Origin of the sequence: uncultured Methanobrevibacter sp. (assembly GCF_947166415.1) — an archaeon.
Classification (GTDB): domain Archaea; phylum Methanobacteriota; class Methanobacteria; order Methanobacteriales; family Methanobacteriaceae; genus Methanocatella.
The window spans coordinates 23,143-42,989 of the sequence record NZ_CAMVEE010000012.1 but is presented as its reverse complement, the minus strand read 5'-3'; the positions used below and the strand labels follow the sequence as shown (position 1 = coordinate 42,989).

The 19,847-nt window shown below is 35.4% G+C and carries 25 protein-coding genes; 18 read left to right on the top strand and 7 right to left on the bottom strand.

Annotated elements, in window-relative coordinates; translation table 11 throughout:
• Positions 1-83 precede the first annotated feature (83 nt).
• The 10 genes from Q0W25_RS03990 to Q0W25_RS03945 all read left to right on the top strand — a co-directional run bounded on the left by Q0W25_RS03990 (position 84) and on the right by Q0W25_RS03945 (position 9,180).
• Complete coding sequence (locus tag Q0W25_RS03990) at positions 84-530, top strand: hypothetical protein (protein WP_298519200.1); 447 nt, start codon at positions 84-86, stop codon at positions 528-530.
• Positions 490-837 (top strand): potassium channel family protein, encoded by a 348-nt coding sequence (locus Q0W25_RS03985; protein WP_298519198.1) that lies wholly within the window; start codon positions 490-492, stop codon positions 835-837. The genes Q0W25_RS03990 and Q0W25_RS03985 overlap by 41 nt, the downstream gene beginning before the upstream one ends.
• 197 nt (positions 838-1,034) lie before the next feature.
• Complete coding sequence (locus Q0W25_RS03980) at positions 1,035-2,330, top strand: O-acetylhomoserine aminocarboxypropyltransferase/cysteine synthase family protein (RefSeq protein ID WP_298519195.1); 1,296 nt, start codon at positions 1,035-1,037, stop codon at positions 2,328-2,330.
• Positions 2,331-2,406: 76 nt separating this feature from the next.
• The gene (locus Q0W25_RS03975) at positions 2,407-3,615 is read left to right on the top strand and encodes a cysteine desulfurase family protein (RefSeq protein WP_298519192.1); all 1,209 of its coding nucleotides are present in this window, start codon (positions 2,407-2,409) and stop codon (positions 3,613-3,615) included.
• A gap of 2 nt (positions 3,616-3,617) precedes the next feature.
• A complete protein-coding gene (nifU, locus tag Q0W25_RS03970; protein WP_297824570.1) occupies positions 3,618-3,992 on the top strand; it encodes a Fe-S cluster assembly scaffold protein NifU in 375 nt (124 codons plus the stop codon).
• Between the two features lie 55 nt (positions 3,993-4,047).
• A complete protein-coding gene (locus Q0W25_RS03965; protein ID WP_298519189.1) occupies positions 4,048-4,413 on the top strand; it encodes a desulfoferrodoxin family protein in 366 nt (121 codons plus the stop codon).
• Positions 4,414-4,496: 83 nt separating this feature from the next.
• The gene (locus Q0W25_RS03960) at positions 4,497-5,012 is read left to right on the top strand and encodes a hypothetical protein (RefSeq protein WP_297824566.1); all 516 of its coding nucleotides are present in this window, start codon (positions 4,497-4,499) and stop codon (positions 5,010-5,012) included.
• Between the two features lie 12 nt (positions 5,013-5,024).
• The gene (locus tag Q0W25_RS03955; RefSeq protein WP_298519185.1) at positions 5,025-7,283 is read left to right on the top strand and encodes a DHH family phosphoesterase; all 2,259 of its coding nucleotides are present in this window, start codon (positions 5,025-5,027) and stop codon (positions 7,281-7,283) included.
• 26 nt (positions 7,284-7,309) lie between these two features.
• The gene (locus Q0W25_RS03950; protein ID WP_297824562.1) at positions 7,310-8,197 is read left to right on the top strand and encodes a zinc ribbon domain-containing protein; all 888 of its coding nucleotides are present in this window, start codon (positions 7,310-7,312) and stop codon (positions 8,195-8,197) included.
• An 8-nt stretch (positions 8,198-8,205) separates the two neighbouring features.
• Entirely contained in the window at positions 8,206-9,180 is a 975-nt protein-coding gene (locus Q0W25_RS03945; RefSeq protein WP_298519181.1) for a zinc ribbon domain-containing protein, read from the top strand.
• Here the strand turns inward: Q0W25_RS03945 and Q0W25_RS03940 are convergent, their stop codons facing one another.
• Positions 9,181-9,468: a winged helix-turn-helix domain-containing protein gene (locus Q0W25_RS03940; RefSeq protein WP_298519176.1), complete on the bottom strand. Its 288-nt coding sequence runs from the start codon at positions 9,466-9,468 to the stop codon at positions 9,181-9,183. It lies immediately after the preceding gene.
• Between the two features lie 181 nt (positions 9,469-9,649).
• Here Q0W25_RS03940 and Q0W25_RS03935 point away from each other — a divergent pair, with 181 nt between their 5' ends.
• The 8 genes from Q0W25_RS03935 (at position 9,650) to rrp42 (ending at position 15,663) form a co-directional block, all read left to right on the top strand.
• Positions 9,650-10,300 (top strand): zinc ribbon domain-containing protein, encoded by a 651-nt coding sequence (locus tag Q0W25_RS03935; RefSeq protein ID WP_298519173.1) that lies wholly within the window; start codon positions 9,650-9,652, stop codon positions 10,298-10,300.
• A gap of 67 nt (positions 10,301-10,367) precedes the next feature.
• Entirely contained in the window at positions 10,368-11,078 is a 711-nt protein-coding gene (rnp3, locus tag Q0W25_RS03930) for a ribonuclease P protein component 3 (protein ID WP_298519170.1), read from the top strand.
• On the top strand, positions 11,068-11,424 hold the full coding sequence (locus Q0W25_RS03925) for an Rpp14/Pop5 family protein (RefSeq protein WP_298519217.1): 357 nt from the start codon (positions 11,068-11,070) through the stop codon (positions 11,422-11,424). The genes rnp3 and Q0W25_RS03925 overlap by 11 nt, the downstream gene beginning before the upstream one ends.
• A 224-nt stretch (positions 11,425-11,648) precedes the next feature.
• Positions 11,649-12,431: an archaeal proteasome endopeptidase complex subunit alpha gene (psmA, locus tag Q0W25_RS03920; RefSeq protein WP_298519167.1), complete on the top strand. Its 783-nt coding sequence runs from the start codon at positions 11,649-11,651 to the stop codon at positions 12,429-12,431.
• A gap of 35 nt (positions 12,432-12,466) precedes the next feature.
• Positions 12,467-13,168 (top strand): ribosome assembly factor SBDS, encoded by a 702-nt coding sequence (locus tag Q0W25_RS03915; protein ID WP_298519165.1) that lies wholly within the window; start codon positions 12,467-12,469, stop codon positions 13,166-13,168.
• Between the two features lie 29 nt (positions 13,169-13,197).
• Positions 13,198-14,136 (top strand): exosome complex RNA-binding protein Rrp4, encoded by a 939-nt coding sequence (gene rrp4 / locus Q0W25_RS03910; RefSeq protein WP_297824547.1) that lies wholly within the window; start codon positions 13,198-13,200, stop codon positions 14,134-14,136.
• 33 nt (positions 14,137-14,169) lie between these two features.
• Complete coding sequence (gene rrp41 / locus Q0W25_RS03905) at positions 14,170-14,865, top strand: exosome complex exonuclease Rrp41 (protein ID WP_297824545.1); 696 nt, start codon at positions 14,170-14,172, stop codon at positions 14,863-14,865.
• 12 nt (positions 14,866-14,877) lie between these two features.
• Positions 14,878-15,663 (top strand): exosome complex protein Rrp42, encoded by a 786-nt coding sequence (gene rrp42 / locus Q0W25_RS03900; RefSeq protein WP_298519160.1) that lies wholly within the window; start codon positions 14,878-14,880, stop codon positions 15,661-15,663.
• On the opposite strand, the gene Q0W25_RS03895 is transcribed toward rrp42, so the two are convergent.
• From Q0W25_RS03895 to Q0W25_RS03870, 6 genes are read right to left on the bottom strand one after another with little or no spacing between them, the layout of a single operon-like run.
• Positions 15,660-16,286 (bottom strand): molybdenum cofactor guanylyltransferase, encoded by a 627-nt coding sequence (locus Q0W25_RS03895; RefSeq protein ID WP_297824542.1) that lies wholly within the window; start codon positions 16,284-16,286, stop codon positions 15,660-15,662. The two genes, rrp42 and Q0W25_RS03895, sit on opposite strands and share 4 nt — an antisense overlap.
• Positions 16,287-16,305: 19 nt before the next feature.
• The gene (locus Q0W25_RS03890; RefSeq protein ID WP_297824540.1) at positions 16,306-17,064 is read right to left on the bottom strand and encodes a hypothetical protein; all 759 of its coding nucleotides are present in this window, start codon (positions 17,062-17,064) and stop codon (positions 16,306-16,308) included.
• A 16-nt stretch (positions 17,065-17,080) separates the two neighbouring features.
• Complete coding sequence (gene cbiT / locus Q0W25_RS03885; RefSeq protein ID WP_298519156.1) at positions 17,081-17,644, bottom strand: precorrin-6Y C5,15-methyltransferase (decarboxylating) subunit CbiT; 564 nt, start codon at positions 17,642-17,644, stop codon at positions 17,081-17,083.
• Complete coding sequence (locus Q0W25_RS03880; RefSeq protein ID WP_298519153.1) at positions 17,645-18,193, bottom strand: UbiX family flavin prenyltransferase; 549 nt, start codon at positions 18,191-18,193, stop codon at positions 17,645-17,647. It abuts the gene before it with no gap.
• Positions 18,194-18,201: 8 nt separating this feature from the next.
• Positions 18,202-19,428, bottom strand: coding sequence for an HD domain-containing protein (locus tag Q0W25_RS03875; RefSeq protein ID WP_298519150.1), 1,227 nt, complete (start codon positions 19,426-19,428; stop codon positions 18,202-18,204).
• A 4-nt stretch (positions 19,429-19,432) separates the two neighbouring features.
• Positions 19,433-19,765, bottom strand: coding sequence for a hypothetical protein (locus Q0W25_RS03870; protein ID WP_298519147.1), 333 nt, complete (start codon positions 19,763-19,765; stop codon positions 19,433-19,435).
• Positions 19,766-19,847 lie beyond the last annotated feature (82 nt).

Genomic DNA, 19,847 nt, shown 5'->3' with positions numbered 1-19,847 from the left:
GTTTATCTCATTTTAATTATTCTATTTTTTTTTAGAAGCGATATTCAATAATTATTTAATTAATCATTCCATAATATTAATTGATGAATGAAAAAGTAATTAAGTTATTTGAGATAGGATTGTCAATTTGGATATTGCTTGACGTGATTTTTTTAACAGGCTCCTTAATTTTTGAGTTTTCTCTCAATCATTATTATAACTTAATTATTTTTGACACTTGTTTATGTGTCGTTTTATTTCTTGAGTTTTTCTTTAGATTTTTCAAGGCAGATAATAAAAACAAGTCATTTAAAGAGAATTGGACAGAGATAGTTGCAGCCATACCTTTTGACTTGATAATGCTGCCGTTTATGGCTGATGCCAGCATATTGTTGGTATTGAGGTTCTTTAAGTTCATTAGGATTTTAATATTATTTTCACAGCTGTTTGAAATAATTGGCATATTCCTTAAGGACACATATCTGGATGAGATATTGAGCATTTTTTTTAATGGTTATCATTTCATTTACTCTTTGCCTGTACCTGTTTGATCCGAGCATGAACAACCTTTTTGATTCATTGTGGTTTGTCGTATCCACGTTGACAACAGTGGGATATGGGGATATTTTACCTACTTCCCTGTTTGGAAAGGTGATCACATTGGTTCTTCTCATTTTTGGAGTGTTGATTTTCAGTGCAGTTACTGCCGCAATGGCATCCTACTTCAATAAAAAATTATTGTATGAAGGCAGTGAAGAGCTTAAGGTGATTAAATCAAAATTGGATGTCACTGAAAAAGAACTGATGGAACTGAAAGAGGAAATAGCTAAACTTAATGAAAAATTAGATGATAAATGATTGTTTTTAATTAAAATAATAACCTTTATATACTATGATAACATATGTTATAATTGTATAACGCAAGTTATAATCTAATTTTTGAGGTATTTTTTAGGTATACCAAAACATTTATATATAAAAAATAACTATTGTTATATAGTAAATATAACACGTGATATATTTTACTGAAATTAAATTTATAAAGGTGATATTTAATGACTAATAAAAATTATGGTTTAGCAACATTAGGTGTACGCGCAGGACAAACTCCAGACCCCGTAACTGGGGCACAAGCTGTTCCGATTTATCAAACAACTTCATATGTATTTAAAGACTCAGATGAGGCTGCAAGAAGATTCGCCCTTCAAGAGTTTGGTCAAATTTATTCCAGACTTACAAACCCAACCAGTGATGTATTCGAAGCAAGAATTGCTGCTATCGAAGGAGGTAACTCTGGTATTTCTACATCAAGTGGTCTTGCAGCAATTTCATATGCAATTTTAAACGTAACAGAACCTGGAGACAACATTGTATCTGCAGACAACCTTTATGGTGGAACTTACCAGCTATTCAATTACACTTTCAAGGACTTGGCAAGGGAAGTTAAGTTCGTAAACTCACAGGACTTGCAGGCTTTTGAAGATGCAATCGATGAAAAAACTAAAGCAATCTATGTGGAATCAATCGGAAATCCAAAACTGGACGTACCGGACTTCGAAGCCCTTGCAGAAATTGCACATTCACATGACATTCCATTGATTGTGGACAACACTGTTGGTGTCGGTCTTGTAAGGCCATTGGAACATGGTGCAGATGTCATTGCATCTTCAGCTACCAAATATGTTGGCGGTCACGGTACTGCAGTTGGAGGATACATTGTCGATTCAGGTAAATTCAATTGGGGAAACGGCAAGTTTGCAAATTTCACAAAACCTGATCCAAGCTATCATGGATTGGTATTCTGGGATGCTTTTGGTGATGTTCCTGAACTAGGCAATTTGGCATTTACTGTAAGAATAAGAGCAAGACTTTTAAGGGATTTAGGTGCAACTTTGGCTCCTGTACACAGTTTCCTATTCCTGCAAGGTCTTGAAAGTTTGGATGTACGTGTAAAAAGACATTCTGAAAATGCTTTAAAAGTAGCTAAATTTTTAGAATCCCATCCTAAAGTTAAATGGGTAAACTACCCTGGATTGGAATCACATCCTACCTATGAAATCAACAAAAAATACTTGAAGGACAATTTTGCAGGTATTTTAGGCTTTGGTGTTGAAGGCGGAGAAGAAGCCGGAAGAAAAGTCATTGAAAAATTGGAATTATTCTCCATTCTTGCAAATATTGGAGATGCAAAAAGCCTTGCAATTCACCCTGCAAGTACAACACATCAGCAATTGTCTCCGGAAGAACAGGAAGCAACTGGCGTAACTCCTGACTTCATCAGACTTTCTATCGGTCTTGAGGATGTTGATGATTTGATTGATGATTTAAGTCAGGCTTTAGATAGTATCTGAGTAAAGTAATCCTTTACTCACTTAAAATATTTATACATTGAATTAATTTATAAAAACGACAATTGGGGGATAAAGAATGTATTTAGATAATTCAGCAACTACACAAGTTAGTGAGGAAGTTTTTGAGGAAATGGAACCATATTTTATGGAAGAGTTTGGAAATCCTTCCACTCTTTATAAAATAGGTCGTGAATCAAAAAAGGCATTGAATTTGGCTCGTCAAAGAGTCGCTGATGCAATTAATGCAAAACCGGATGAAATTATTTTCACAAGCGGAGGATCCGAATCAGACAATTTAGCGATTAAAGGGATTGCCTTCAAATTTCTAAATCAGGGCAAACATATTATAACTACTGAAATTGAGCATCCTGCCGTTAAAGATACTTTGAACTTTTTAGAGTCCTTTGACTTTAAGGTAACCTATTTGCAGGTATATGAAAATGGTATCATTAAAATTGAAGACTTAATAGAAGCTATAACTCCTGAAACAATTTTGATAACCATCATGCACGGTAACAACGAAATCGGTACAATCCAACCTATTGAAGAGATTGGTAAAATCGCTCGTGAAAAAGGCATTATTTTCCACACTGATGCAGTCCAGACATTCGGTAAGATTGAAGTGGATGTTGAAAAATTGAATGTTGATTTGCTATCTTTATCCTCCCATAAGATTAACGGTCCAAAAGGTGTTGGAGCAATATATATTAAAAAAGGTGTTCGTCTTGTTCCGCTTATCCATGGTGGAGGCCAGGAAAGAGGAATCAGATCCGGTACTGAAAATGTTCCTGGAATCGTAGGATTTGGAAAGGCTTGCGAGCTGGCCGCTTCCCAATTGGATGAACATTATGAAAAATTAGCTTCAATCAGGGATGAACTCATTGAAAAGGTATTGACTACCATTCCTGAAGCCTATTTAAATGGAGATGAGGAAAAAAGATTACCTAATGTGGTGAACTTCCGATTTAAAGCTATTGAAGGTGAATCATTAATTCTCTTGCTTGATGCTAAAGGTTATCAGGCTTCAACCGGTTCAGCATGCTCTTCAAACAAATTGGAGGCTTCCCCAGTTCTAACTTCATTAGGATTGGACCCTGTTGATGTTCATGGATCATTGAGAGTGTCTTTAGCTCCGGAAAGCGATGAATTTGATGTGGATGAATTTGTAGCAACAATACAAGAAGCAGTTGCTAGATTAAGAGAAATGTCTCCTCTCTGGAATCAGGAATTAGATTATGATGGTGTAATGTGTTCAAAACACGGAGATAACTGTAGGATGTGTTAATTATGGATTATTCAGAAAAAGTAATGGATCACTTTGCAAACCCAAGAAACTGTAGAAAAATGGAAGATGCAAATGGTGTTGGAACTGTCGGAAACCCGACCTGCGGAGATTTGATGACAATCTACATCAAGGTCAATGATGATGAAGTAATAGAAGATATCAGCTTTCAGACATTCGGTTGCGGAGCGGCTATTGCAACCAGCAGCATGATTACTGAAATTGCTGTCGGAAAAACTGTTGAAGAAGCTTTAAAAATCTCAAGAAATGATGTTGCAGAAGAATTGGATGGTCTTCCACCAATTAAAATGCACTGTTCAAACCTTGCAGCAGACGGGCTTCAAGCAGCAATTGAAAACTATAAAGAAAACAATCAATAATAATAAATACTTTGTCAAATAAAATATGTGTATCTTATATAAGGAGATGTTTTAAATGGCAAAAATATTAAAATGTGACGAATGTGGAAGTATTATCCAAGTTTTTGTTGACGGCGAAGGCGACGCATGTAACGCTCACATGCTCGAAATCCCAGTTCAAACTGAAGGGGAAAAAGCTCCTAAACATAAACCTGTAGTTGAAATTGATGGTGACAAAGTAACCGTTAAAGTCGGTGAAGCAGCTCACCCAATGGATGATGACCACTACATTCAATTCTTAGTTGTTGAAGCAGGAGCAGAACAATACGCAAAATGCTTCAAACCTGGAGATGTTGCAGAAGCAACTTTCACTGTAAATGCAGTTGATGATGTAAAAGCATTTGCATTCTGTAATTTACACGGCCTTTGGTCAAGCGAATAAGTTTAAAACTAGTTTTTAAACTTCTTTTTTTATTTTTTCCAATATAATAAATTTTAAATAACTTATTTTACATAATTTATATCGTGTCTAGCTATATTAAATTGATAATTTTTATTTTAGTTTTGCTACTTATTTCAGCAGCCATCCTATTCATTGACAGTTCAGTTGATAATATGAACGAATTGATGCCAGTAATCAGTGAAAACATAGTCAATGGGGATAAGGATTATAATGATGCTGTTAATCTAGTCAATGATAAAAATTATGCCGAAGCAATGAAAAAGGCAACATCTGCCGGAAATAATTATAATAGTAGTTTGAGTAAGCTCAATATTCTGAAGGATAAGTTCACTCCTGATGTTAATTTAGTGCATAAGCAGTACATTAACAACACAATAAACGAAGTGGAATTGAAGCTTCTTGCTGTAGAGAATTTAAAGGAAGCTATTGGGTGTTTCCAGATAGAATATAATTATACCGGTACAAACTATGGGTATGAAGCGAATACTTATATGGATCAATCCCTTGAATACAGGGATGCAAGGGATTCATTAGTTACCCAAAATCCGAATATGTTTAAGCAAAATTTTATTATTTAACGAGGTTTTAAAGTGAAAACAAAATGTCCAAAATGTAAAGGCATAGGATCCGTTGTTGTGGACTATAAGGAATGTGATGCCTGTGGGGGAACTGGTTATGAAGATGACTCATTTGATGTGGGAAGTCATTTCAAAGGCATAAACAACAAGGCAAGGGCCAAATTTGATTTAGGTTCAGACCAGGATATCCCTTGTGAAGTCTGCAATGGGAAAGGTCAGGTTGAAGTATATGAGGAGTGCCTTTACTGTAAGGGGACAGGTCAGATTAATGTTTGCAGAGACTGTGGAAAGATAATCAGTGAACAAATTGACGTATGTCCGGAATGTGAAGAAAAGAGGAAGGTAGAAAAAATGAAGCACGACGAATTTGAAGCTCGAAGAAGAGCCACTCGTGACGTTTACGTTTTAGATTCATTATGTCAAATGAGAGACATAGATAAAGATAGGTTATATAAAGGTAAAATTACAAGAGTTGAACGCTATGGAGCCTTTGTATCATTGAATAATAATGTTTGGGGACTTATGAGAGGCGATGTCTCCGAATACAAGGTAGGGGATGAAGTGATAGTGTTCATCACTTCCATAAAATCCAGAGAAGGAAAAATAGATTTTGCCCCAGCATATGTTGAAGATTACAACCTTAAAAGATTAACTAAATCCATTCCAAGAACTCTTATCCGTCAATTGGAAGAGAATAAGGGAAAAATCGTTAGAATCGATGGTGAAGTTCAGCAGATTCAGCAAACTTCTGGACCTACCATATTCATGATCAGCGATGAATCAGGAGTCAGTGAAGTGGCAGCATTTGATAAGGCCGGTGAGAGGTCTTATCCTGAAATCGAGCTGGCCGATGCGGTTCAGGTCATTGGTGAAGTCAACGAACATGGTGGAAAAACACAGATTGAAGCATCTTCAATGGTAAAGCTTGATGAGGAAAACACTCGCAAGCTACATAAATTGATAGATGATGCATTAAACAAAAGAGCTGAACCGGAAGATGTCGATTTTTTGGTCAAAAGTGATGTTTTAAACAGGCTTAAACCTAAGATGCGAGAGGCTGCTCAAAAAATCAGAAGGGCGATTCTTGACGGAAGGACAATTTTGTTAAGACACCACAATGATGCAGACGGAATCTGTTCAGGAGTTGCAATGGAAAAAGCTATTGTTCCATTGATTGAGGAAATAAATCCGAGCAATGATGCCCAATATTACTATTTCAAGAGGTCCCCGAGTAAAGCTCCATTCTATGAACTGGAGGATGTTGTTAAGGATTTATCCTTTGCGCTTGAAGACCAGGAAAGACATGGTCAGAAGTTGCCTCTTATCGTGCTTTTGGATAACGGATCTACAGAAGAGGATATCGTTGCATTGATGCAAGCCAAAATCTATGATATAGAAGTGGTAGTTATAGATCACCACTCCCCTGGTGAATTAATCACAAAAGACGAGAGGGATGGAGAGATTTACGGCGCAACTGTGGCTGTGGACGAATATGTTGATACTCATGTAAACCCTTATCTGGTTGGAGGAGATTCACAGCTGACAGCCGGAGCATTAGCAACAGAAGTGGCACACATTATAAATCCTAACGTAAAGGATTTAATCAAGCATTTGCCTGCTGTTGCTGCATTGGGGGACCGTGCTGAATGCGGTGAAGTTTACCAATACCTTGAATTAGCAAACCAAAAAGGGTTTTCAAAAGAACATTTGGCAAAAATAGCTGAATGCGTTGACTTTGAAGCATTTTTCCTAAGGTTTATGAATGGTAGAGGAATAATGGATACCATATTGGCTGTCGATAACTTGGATAAACATGAAAAAATGATTGGTGCATTATATAAGGAATATCAAAAAAGAGTTGACACCCAGCTTAAGGCAGCACTTCCGAATATCAAAAAGGTACAACTTGAAAACGGCATTTACTTCAACGTCATCGATGTTGAAAAGTATGCGCACAAATTCACATTCCCTGCTCCTGGAAAGACTTGCGGCTTTGTCCATGATAGGATAATTAGGGAGTTAGGGGAAGATAAACCAATTGTCACTTTAGGACACGGACCTGATTTTGGAGTATTCAGGGCAACCGATGCGGTCAATGAACAGTATGGATTTAATGTGAATGAAATCGTATCCATAATTGCCGAAAAGGTCCCTCAAGCAGGTGTTGACGGTGGAGGTCACGAATGTGCAGGATCAATCAAATATATTGAAGGTCTTGGAAAAGAGGTACTGACCGAAGTTGTTAAGGAAATCCAATCAATGTCAAAATAATTCAATTAAGTGAATGGGTGTTTTAAGTGGCTTTAGAGAATTTTTGTCATAATTGTGGCCATAGAGTTCTTCCAAACGAACCTTTCTGCACGCAATGTGGATGTAAAACAGGCCATGTTGACAGCGGTGATTTAATTGTTCTGATACCGCCTATTCACGATATCGGTTTTTTTAATTTCAGCATAGACTTTTCGCCATATATTGAAAGGGATAACATTGATTTCAAATATGAAATATGCTCTTGCGGCTATTTGAATGATGTAAATAACGAATATTGTTATATGTGTGGTGCTAAGAGATCTCAAAGTAGACTATCAAGAATTTTAAAGCATAAACCAAAACCAAAATTTGAAATAGGAAATGTCCTTTGCGAATGCGGCAATGTAAATCCCAAAGAAAACTTATTCTGCGACATGTGCGGAAGGCAATTGAGAGAGGTTCCGTTTCAAAACAAAGACAATTTCAGCAATTTCAATCTGGAATTCAAGGATTCAATTTTCTGTTTTTGCGGTGAGGAAAATGAAAAGTTCTCCCAGTTCTGCAAAAACTGCGGAAGGCCATTGAAGAATTATGGGCCATCATCTTCAATTTCAATTTTATGCACTTGCTCCACAATCAATGAAGTCACATCCGACTTTTGTGTAGGTTGTGGAAAAAGCTTGAATAAGGAAGATTCCCTTTTGATTTGTGTTTGCGGCCATAAGAATAAGAGAGGATTAAAATTTTGCGAAACATGTGACAGGCCACTCAATCCTCAAAAAATAATCAAAACAAAAATAATCTGTTCTTGTGGTGAAATCTTAGATTGGGATACTGATTTTTGCCATAATTGCGGAAAGAATATTAAAAGAAGCATAGATTATTCTAATTCAATTCACAAAACAGTTAAAAACATTAAAAGCGTTCTTAGGTAGTGGTAATTTTGATACACTGTGATATTTGCGGGACTTTGAATTTAAAGGAAAATAATTACTGCACTCATTGCGGTAATAAACTGATTATGGAACATGTATGTCCTTATTGCGGTGAAGTAAATCTTGATTATGCTGTCTTCTGCACACGATGCAATAAGCAGATTAATCCAATTACCATAGAAGATTTTGACATCCTGTTCAGTGAATATAATGAAAATCTGCTTTTGAATGCCAAAATCAGTGATGAGGAATACGGTGAACTGCTGTCCAACATCTTTAAAAGAGCAGACTATGTTGAAATTTATGGCAGCACAATCAAAGATAAGATTTTAAGGCTAGCAGGCATATTCACTGAGTGCAAACCTAAAGCAAGAGGCTTTGAAAGGGGATACATATTTTTAGGCAACTGCATTTACTATGATGATCGTTTGGATGATTCCACTCAGATTGCCACAATCATTCATGAATTGGCTCACTACCTGCTGTTTGATATAATCGAAAACCTGTTATGCAGAATATTCAACATTAGGACATCATCCACATTGGAAAGTTTCATCTGGTTCTTTTTAACACTTCCTGAATTTAAGATAATGAATGAATATTGCGCCCACACGGTTGAAGGAAGGTTCATTCCTTACGGTTATCAAAATTATGGTTCATTCAATAATCTGATTAATCAATTGGACTATGATAAGGATTCTTTAAATGAAATGATTATTTTTGGCAATAGCTTTGCCAATGAAATTATTGTCTATCTGGAAAAATATATTGATGAAGACATTCGAGAAGAGATTAAATTGCAGTATAGAAAAGATTTGAACTCTCCATCAAATGATTCGATTCAAATAGAAACAGATGAATGTTTCCCGTTAGGGGTTAAAAATAGTATTTTGTTAAAAGTTTTGTATGATGTTTTTAAAACAGCTTCCAATGAAGATATTATAGAAGAATTAGAACATATTAGAGAAGGAATGGATATCTGATCATTCCTTGTTCTCCTTGTCTTTAATAGTGTCTAAAACTTCCTTGCCGGTATCGGTCAACCTGTATAATCTACCTTTACGAGCTTCTTCATTGATACATTCGACAATATCTTTACTTTTTAATTCGCTTAGAACTTTGGAAATATGGTTAGTTCTAATTCCACTATCTTTTGCAATGTTGGTCGGTATCTTAACATCGTCTCCAATAGATTTTAAAGTTTTTTCCCTATATTTAGAAATTTGAACGTATGAAGTTAATTTCAAAAGTTCATCATTTTCTTTTGTCATACTAATCTATTATATTGTTTATACTATAAAATGTTTTATAACATGTTATAATGTTATTAATATTAAGTTATGTACCTTTTAAATCGGTATAATCTTTTTTTATAATGGATTGTTTAGAATAAGTAATTTAATATATATCTTGTGTTAAAAATAAAAGTAACTAAATGTATTGATGATAACTATGAAATGTAGTAACTGCGGTTTTGAAAATAAGGATAAATCAAAGTTTTGTACTAAATGCGGTAGTTCTTTGGAAACACCAAAACCAACTGTGCAGGAAAGTTCCAATAATTCAAAGTATATTATCATTGCTTTGCTTGCAATAATAATTATTCTTGTCGCCACAATAGGCTATTTTGCTTTGAATATGAATTCAGGTTCTGTACAATCAAGTAATCAGGATAATAGTGCCGCTTCTTCTGCAATTCAGGCTGTTAATGAAGAATCCAGCAGTTCTAGTGGAGAATCTGGCTCACAGAATACTCAAACTTCCTCATCTTCCCAATCCACAACCACGGCGAAGCCGGCAGAATCCAAGTCATGGGAATCAATAGGAAGCTATTCCGGTTCAGGTTCAGGTTCACAAACAATCAATGTTCCTGCAGGAAAGATAAAGGTTGAGCTTTCAGCATTTCCTATTAAAAATTATGCAGACAACCATTTGTATGTTACCGCACCTAATGGGCATTCTGGAGGTGTTGAGTGGGGTTCCACCAGTGCTGTAGAAACCAGGTCTGATTCATTTGAATATACCTCATCCAGCGCTCAAACAATCACTATAGACTATTATGAGACTGTAAGTTGGCAAGTTGATTTCTACAGATACCAATAAGTGATTTTTCAATCACTTCATTTTTTTTTAAAAAATTATTAATATTTTAAACAATAAATTATGAAACATGTTTTTTGATTTAAACATTGTGGGAAATAGCTTTGAAAACAATATAATTCTGGCAAAGGAAGCTTCAAAATATGGCTGGGACCATATTAATTTTTCTTATAGTCAGAATGATTTTTCAAATGCGCTAAATTTTAAAAAGGAGTTGCAAGAGGAGTTATGCGAAGACATCTCCATTGATTATACTCTGGAAATAAAATCAAATAACATTAATGAAATAAGAAAGAGCGTTTCCAAATTCAGGAACAAGGCATTATGCATCTCTGTTGTGGGAGGGGATTTGAAAGTGAACCGGTCCTCTTTGGAGAATGTGAAAATAGATGTTTTATCAAGGCCATATCTAAAGCGTTATGACAGCGGCTTGAATCATGTGCTTGCAAAGGAAGCGTTAAAAAACAATGTTGCCGTTGAATTATGTTTCAATGATATTCTAAAAAGCTATTTGTCATATAGATCAAAAATAATTTCTAATTTTAAGGATGTTTATACCCTATACTGGAAATATGATTTTCCATTGATTTTATCCTCAAGGGCTCATTCCATATTTGATATCAGAACAACCCATGATTTTGTAGCCTTTTTCAAGCAAACAGGATTGTCAGATGGAGATATTGACAAGTCATTCCATACTGCTTCAGAAATACTTGAATTCAATAAGAATAGGGAGAATATGATTTTTAAAGGTGTCAGGAGGGTTGATGATGGGTCTTAAAGTCTTGCCGCCTACACTTAGGAAAAACAACAGATACTTGACTGTTGATATCAAAAGTGAATCCGGAATTACTAAAGATGATTTGGTTACAATCGTATGGGATGCCTGTGTAAGATTCCAGGGGGAACTCAATTCAGGCAATTTCAACTTATGGGTCATGAAATTCTATGAATGCGATAATAATGGTGAATTTTATAGTTATAAGGCTATTATTAGGTGTCAAAGGGATTATGTTGATGAGGTCAGGTCATCTCTTGCATTGGCAAACAGGTTCAATGGAAGTAGGATTTCAATTACAACCATCGGCTTGTCCGGAACAATAAAATCATCGGACAAATTTATTTAATTACTTTTTGTTAGTTTAAAATAGAAAACTATATAAATAATATATTAATATAAATATCAATTGGATTTATGGAAAAAGAATAAAAAAATATTTTAATATGCTACAATGTAGTAATTAAAATTAAAATTTGCCTTTTCATGGAAGATTTGGTTTTATTTTTTATGTTGTCGAATTTAAAAATTGATATTTATTAAAATATTTATATAAAAATATGAGGTATTAATATGCAACCTTTACAAAATGCCGGATATGATAGGGCTATTACTGTATTTAGCCCAGATGGAAGACTTTTCCAAGTAGAATATGCAAGAGAAGCTGTTAAAAGAGGAACTACATCAATCGGTGTTAAAAGTTCCGAAGGAATTGTTTTAGCTGTTGACAAAAGAACTACTTCTAGTTTAGTTGAAGCATCATCAATTGAAAAAATATTCAAGATTGATGAGCATATTGGAGCAGCTACTTCAGGTCTTGTAGCAGACGCAAGAGCTTTGGTTGAAAGAGCAAGAGTCGAAGCTCAAATCAATAAGATCACATACAGCGAACCTATCAGGGTTGAAAGTTTATCCAAAAAATTATGTGACATGCTACAATTGTATACTCAAAACGGTGGTGTAAGGCCATTCGGTTCCGCTTTAATCATAGGAGGAGTATACGATGGTAAATGCAAACTGTTCGAAACAGACCCTAGTGGAGCATTAATCGAATATAAAGCAACCGCTATTGGTTCAGGCAGATCTGCTGCTATGGATATCTTTGAAGAAAAATATGAAGATGACATTACATTAGAAGGAGCAATCAGTTTGGCAATCACTGCAATCAATGATGCAACAGACCACGAAACCACTTCTAATAATGTTGAAATCGCAGTCATCAAGAAAGATGACGGCGAATATGTCAAACTCCCTCAAGACGAAGTGCAAAAATACATCGATGAAGTATTGGCAAAAGAAGAGGAAGTTGAAGAAGAAGCTGAAGAAACTGAAGAAGATTCTGAAGAAGACGAATAATTAATCTTATAAAATGTTAGTTAGGGGATATTTCAATGGTAAATGTTGATGAAGCCATAATTGCTAAATATGAATACTGCGGTGAACATTTTGAGATATTGGTTGACCCTGATTTAGCAGCTGAATATAGAAATCCAGATGGCAAGGACGTTGCCATTGAAGATCTTTTAGCTGTTGAAGAAATTTTTAAAGACTCCAAAAAAGGGGATAAGGCTTCAGAAGAAGCAATGAATAAAATTTTTGAAACTACAGACCCTATTGAAGTTTCCAAAGTCATACTTGAAAAGGGGACTGTTCAATTAACCGCTGAACAGAAAAGGCACATGCAAGAGGATAAAAGAAAGATGGTCATTGCTAAAATAGCTAAAGAGGCAGTGAATCCTCAAAACGGATTACCTCATCCTGCACAAAGAATTGAAAATGCAATTGATGAGGCAAAAGTCAAGTTTGACCCATTCACATCCGTGGACCAGCAAGTGCAAAATGCCTTAAAAGCCATCAAGCCACTTATTCCAATCAGATTTGAGAAAGTCAAAGTTGCGGTCAGGCTTCCTGGTTCAGCAGCAGGCGGCGCCTATTCAGTCATTCATGGATTCGGGGAAATCATCAATGAGGAATGGCAGCAAGACGGTTTCTGGATTGGAATTATAGAAATGCCTGGTGGTCTTCAAGATTCTTTCGCCGCTAAAATGGCGGAAATTTCAGGCGGAGAAGCAGAAACTAGAACGATTAAATAATTTAATTAATTTCAACTTATGGGATTATTATGATATATGTGGAGAATAAAGATTTAGTTATTCCTGGACAAGTATTATCCGATGATGAATACTATTCAGGAAGAGGTACCTTTAAAGAGAATGGTAAAGTTTGTTCTTCTTTAATGGGACTTGTTTCTTTAAGGAATAAGAAGATTAGAGTTATTCCTCTTAAAAGTAAATATGTTCCTAAAAAAGGAGATGTCGTTATTGGTAAAATTAATGATGTAAGATTCTCAATGTGGGATGTTGACATCAATTCACCATATTCCGGAATTTTACCTGCTTTTGAAGTGTTTGGTCGTGAGAAAAAAGAGCTCAACAAGGTTTATGATGTTGGGGATGTGCTATTTTTAAGAGTTGTCGATGTTGATGAAATCAAAAAGGCAAAACTCGGTTTGAAAGGAAGAGGAATGGGTAAATTTAAAGGAGGAATCATTGTAGATATCGCTCCAACCAAAGTTCCTAGATTAATTGGTAAAAAAGGTTCTATGATCAACATGATTAAGGACAAAACCAAATGTAAAATTGTCGTTGGTCAAAACGGTCTTGTCTGGGTTAAAGGAGATGAAGACATGGAACAGCTTACCAAAGATGTTATTCATTTAATTGAAGCTGAAGCTCACACTTCCGGTTTAACCAATAAAATCAAAAACAAATTGTATTTAGCTATTGATGGTGAACTTCCTCCTGAAGAAGTTCCTGAAGAGAACGAAGAAGAGGAAGAATTTGTTTTAGAAAAACCTAAGCTCCAAAATTTCAAAGAAGAATTAGAGCAAGAAGAAAGAGAAGCTCAGGAAAAAGAAGCAGAAGAAATTAAAAAAGAAAAAGAAGATAAGCCTAATATAGCTGAAGTTATTGAAGAATTCAAGAGGAAAAACAAAAAAGATACAACTTTATCTTATGGAGATAACTCAAACAATTCTTTTATTTTAAATAATAAGCAATGATTATTTATTCTTCGAATATTAAATGAGGTTGATATGATGTCAGAAATGATAAGACAAGATGGTAGGAAGTTTGATGAATTACGTCCTATTAAAATTGAAGCAGGAGTTCTTGAACGTGCAGATGGTTCTGCTTATTTAGAAGTTGGAGGAAATAAAATATTAGTTGCTGTTTATGGACCAAGAGAATCCTATATTAGAAGATTGCTTGAACCTAATACAGGTGTAATTAGAGTTAGATATAATATGGCTCCATTTTCAGTAGATGACAGAAAAAGACCAGGACCTGACAGAAGGTCATCAGAGATTTCTAAAATCACTGCTGATGCATTAAGGCCAGCATTAATGTTAGAAAACTATCCTCGTTCAATGATTGATATTTATATAGAAGTAATTGAAGCTGAAGGAGGAACCCGTTGTGCAGGAATCACTGCGGCTTCCGTTGCTTTAGTGGATGCAGGAGTACCTATGAAAGACATTGTTGTAGGTTGCGCTGCAGGTAAAGTAAATGATGAAGTTGTACTCGACTTATCCGAATATGAAGATAAGGAAGGTCAAGCGGATGTTCCAATAGCTATGATGCCAAGAACCGGAGAAATTACCTTATTACAAAGTGACGGTAATTTAACAGAAGAAGAATTTGCAAAAGCAATTGATTTAGCTATGGAAGGATGTCGCCAAGTAAGCGAGCTCCAAAAAGAAGCTTTAATGAAAAAATATGCTACAGAATAGTGGGTGGATAAAATGGATATAGTACCAGAAATTACAAGACAAAGTATAACTAACCTTGTCAAAAATGATAAAAGAGAAGATGGCAGGGAATTAAATGAATATAGGGATATCTCTATTGAAACTAATGTTATTTCAAAAGCTGAAGGTTCTGCTCGTGTAAAACTCGGTGGAACTCAAGTTATTGTAGGTATTAAACCACAACTTGGAAGCCCATTCCCTGATACTCCAGACCTTGGAGTGTTAATGACCAATTGTGAAATGTTGCCTATGGCTGATCCGAATTTTGAACCTGGTCCACCTAGTGACGATTCCATTGAACTTGCACGTGTAGTGGACAGAGGAATCCGTGAAAGTGAATTGGTTGAATTGGATAAGTTATGTGTTGAAGAAGGAAAACATGTTTGGATGTTATTCATTGACTTACACATTATCGACAACTGCGGAAACCTTTTCGACGCTTGTGAATTGGCTGTTATGGCTGCACTCAAATCCACTAAATTGCCTGTTGCTGAAATAGTGGATGAAGAAGTAGTCCTTAGTGAAGATGAAACCTTCGATTTACCAATCAACAACGAATTGGCTTTATGCACTTTCGTTAAAATTGGTGACAAGATGGTTTTAGATCCAACATTAGATGAAGAAAGAGTAGCTAGTGCTCGTTTGAATGTTGGTGTTACTAAAGACGGCAGAATCTGTTCCATGCAAAAAGGCGGTTCCAAACCGTTCACCAAAGATGAAATTCTTGGAGCAGTCAATATAGCAATTTCAAAAACAAAAGAATTAATTGAATATCTTTAAATGTCTTCTGGACGATTAAGATTTCTAAATTCTTTTTTTAATATTTTTTTATTATCTATCAAAACAAATTTTGTTTCTATTTTTTCTATCAGACCTTTGATATGAAGTGTATCTTCACCAATTAATTTTTCAATTTCAGGAATGATGTTTTTATCATAGATGGAATGGAGTGGTTCTGAGGTTTTTATCTTATTTTCATCATCATGGTATGGAACGATGGCTTGTGAGTTTTCACTGATTTCTCCAAACATGATGTTGATGTAATCTCTTGAAACATATGGACTGTCACATGGCAGCACCAGGGCATAGTCACTTGAGATGTATGAAAGTCCGGTCATGATTCCAGGCAATGGTCCCTTATTTTTTATTTTGTCTTCAACAAATCTGATGGTGTAGGTGTAATCGGTAGGGTCAATGAACTCACTATACTTGTCAATCCTAGATTTGTCATTTAAAACTATAATAACTTCGTTTATTTGATGGTTTAATGTAGAAAGAATGTGTTTGATCATAGGTTTATCTTGAATAATGAGAGATCCTTTATCCTTACCCATTCTTCTACTCTGCCCTCCACATAAGATAATGCAAGATTTAATACTTTCATCATTTTTTCCACTACTCATATTAAATCTCCATTTTCATTTATTTTACATAAACATCAGCATCTTCATCGAACGGATTGGTACGTATGATAAGTGCAATCATGTATGGGTAATTTTTGTAGAGGTACTTAAGGTAGTAGACCCATTCGTAAACCAATCTGTTATAGACCCTTTGCATGTCCCCATTCAAATGGGCAAAGTCTGCATCGGTTACTTTAGATAATTCTTTTCTGTGTTCCAATTCTTCATCCAAGTGAAGGATTGCATTAATCAATTCGGTGAATTCCTCTTTTTCAAGCAAATTCGGATTGTTGATTAAGTTGATAATGAATTCCCTTTTATCGGAAAGCATTGTTCTTAGGTTATCAAGGAATTCATCCCTCTCTTCAGGAGGAATATCTGCTGTAAAATCGAGGCTTGATTTTTTAAGTTCAGCCAATTTATTGTCATAATCCTTTTCATCCCAATCCTTAATGGATTTTAAGTTTTCAGTGCTTGCTTTGTATTTGTTTGCACTGCTTAACTGTTCAATGAGTTCGTTTCCGACTTCAGAAAAGAATGTGCTCATGAGCATATCTAATTTTTCAAGCATTGCCTCTTTTTCCTTTTTTTCTATAATTTCATCAAGTAAAAAAGCGACAATTAAAATGTCAACGGGAATAAATCCTAAATGTGTCCAAACATATGATATGATATGTTCCCCATCACCCAATACAAGGTAATTGGATCCGTAAATGATTATAATCAGAATAACCATCAATATAGAAAATTTTATTTTCCATTTTTTGTGAGCGTCCATTTTTGTAATCTCCAACTTATCTTTTTTTGGCAGTGATTATGGCTATCGGATTTTCACTCATCATCATAATCCCTCGGTCAAGGACTCTTCCGTTAGAGATATTGACTTCCATGATTTTTGGATTGTAATTGAGTTCTTTGAGTTTGTTTATGGCCTCAACTTTCGTATCGACCAGTATAGCCGTAATGATAATTCTGCCTTTTGAATTTAATTTTGAATGAATGATATCAAGGATATTTTCAAGTTCTCTACCGCTACCTCCCACAATAGCGATATCGATATCGTCAATATCTTTCAGGGCATTTGCCCCATTATCATTTATTAAAGTGACATTGTCTCCAAGACCAAATTTTTCAAGGTTTTTCTTAGTCATTTCAATAGCTTCGGGATTGGTGTCTATTGAAATCACTTCACTGGCCCTTTGGGCGAATTCACAGGTTAGGCCTCCTGTTCCACATCCGCAGTCAACGACCTTGTCTGCAGAGGTCACATCGGATTTGTAAAGTATGATAGCCCTTATGGCTTCTTTTGTAGGTCCTGGCACATCACAGGATTTGATGAAATCCTTATCTTCTAACATTTACTCCCACCTTTTAAATAATTCATTTTCAATTTTTAAGGAATCCAGTATTTTCCCGACAATGAAATTGATCTGGTCGTCAACAGTGTCATGTGTTGAGTAAAAACCAGGCATTGCAGGTAAAATTATGGCTCCCTCTTGTGATAATGTTAGCATGTTCTGTATATGAATGCTTCTAAGCGGTGTTTCACGAGGAACAATCACGGTTGGCCTTCTTTCTTTCAGGCTAACATCAGCCACTCTTGTAATTGTATTAGCTCCGTATCCGTTAGCTATTGATGATAATGTTTTCATTGAACACGGTACGATAACCAGGCCTTTCGCTTTAAATGACCCGCTGTTGATTGAAGCTGTCAAGTCATGGAAATTGTAGTAGTTGTCGGATAATCCGATAATGTCTTCAACTGAATAGTCTGTTTCTGATTCAATGACAACTTTTCCGGCATCGCTTATGACTAATCCGCTTTCTATTTTTAGCTCTTTTAATGCTTCGAGTAATCTTATTCCATATATTACTCCGCTTGCTCCTGTAATTGCAACGATTATCATTCTATCTCCTAAAACAATTTAATCTGATCATAGTGAATTCCATGGAATTTTTCCTTGTCTATTTCAGGTAAATCCAGGTATTGTTCTAATTTGAATTTGCCAAATTTAGGCTTTTCTTCTTCAGGAACATAAACGCTGATATCTGGAATATTGAATCTTGCTTTGCTTAATGCTGAAATGATATTTGAAATCTCAGTCAATGGATATAATTTGCCATCCAAGTCCACTTGGGTTTTCATTTCGTCAAAGCGAGGATATTCGGCAATGTTGATGAATACGTAATCCTTGTCGATATCATAATCTTCAGAAATCTCCTCTTCAGCTTTTCTAAGCTCTTCCGGTTTGATTTTATACATTTTTTCCGGAACTTTGAAGTTGTCCAGTCTGATTGTTTTAACTCTTTTTAGGAGTTTCCTGTTATCCAGCCTGTGCATTATGTCGTTTACATATTCGTCATCGCAATTCCTGAATATTGAGACAATGTCTGTATCGTCATATTTGTAGATGTCCTTTTCAAGGATTATTCCCTGGTCGATTACCTTTTTGAGGCTTCTTCTAAACATTGAATTGACAACACGTGTTGTGTGGTGTTGATATACGCTAGGATACATGAAATATCTGGAAACCAAGGCTCCCTCTGCAGCCTGAACTCCTTTGATATCCAATATCAATCCGTCTTCCAGTTTCAGATTTGAAATGATTCTTTCATAATCGATAATTCCGTAAGCTACACCGGTATTGTGGGAATCCCTTAAAAGATAGTCCATTCTGTCTACATCCAATTCTCCGGAAACAATCGGGCCCAGATATCCTCTTCCGTTAATGATGTCAACTATATTGTTGACGTCAAATTTCTCTTCAAGGAGATCTTTCATGGATGTTTGGGTTATCACGTTTTTTGTCAACTCTTCATGGGGTACTGATAAAACTCCTTCTGAAACATGTGAAAATGGGCCGTGTCCTAAATCGTGCAGAAGGGCGGATGCTCTAATTAGCTCGATTTCATCATCGTTAAGTCCCAGTTCGGTAGCTAATTTTGAACCCAGATTCATTGTTCCAACACAGTGTTCGAATCGGGTATGTGTAGCGCCGGGATAAATTAAACTGATAAGTCCTAATTGTTTTATTCTTCTTAAGCGTTGAAATTGGGGCATATCCATAATGCGCTGTTCAAAGTCACTTAAGCTAATATCTCCGTAGACACTATCCCTTATGAATTTCTTTTTTTCACCCATTTTATCAATACTCCGAATAATCAGTAGTTGTAACTATGTCTCCATAGGTATAATTTGAATAGCCTCCATAATTGTTGTCATAGCCTGTGTAGTTATCTGTGTAAGTAGTGTTATCAGAATAGGTGCTATTTGTACTGTTTGTAGTGTTTGTTGTTTCAATTATGGTCGGCACTTCATCTATGTAATTTGGTTTAAATGAATTGTTTTCAATTGAAATTAGTTTATAGGAATCAACATCTTCAGAGATTGTTAGTTTTGCAAATGAAGAACTGATTCCAAATGCAACAATGGCTATTATAAAAATAATTATTAAATTAGCTTTTATAGAGTCTTTCATAATAACACTTTCATTCTTTATTAGTTTTATCCATCGTAAATAAGTTAATTTATACAATTATTATTTTTATTTAAATGTAATA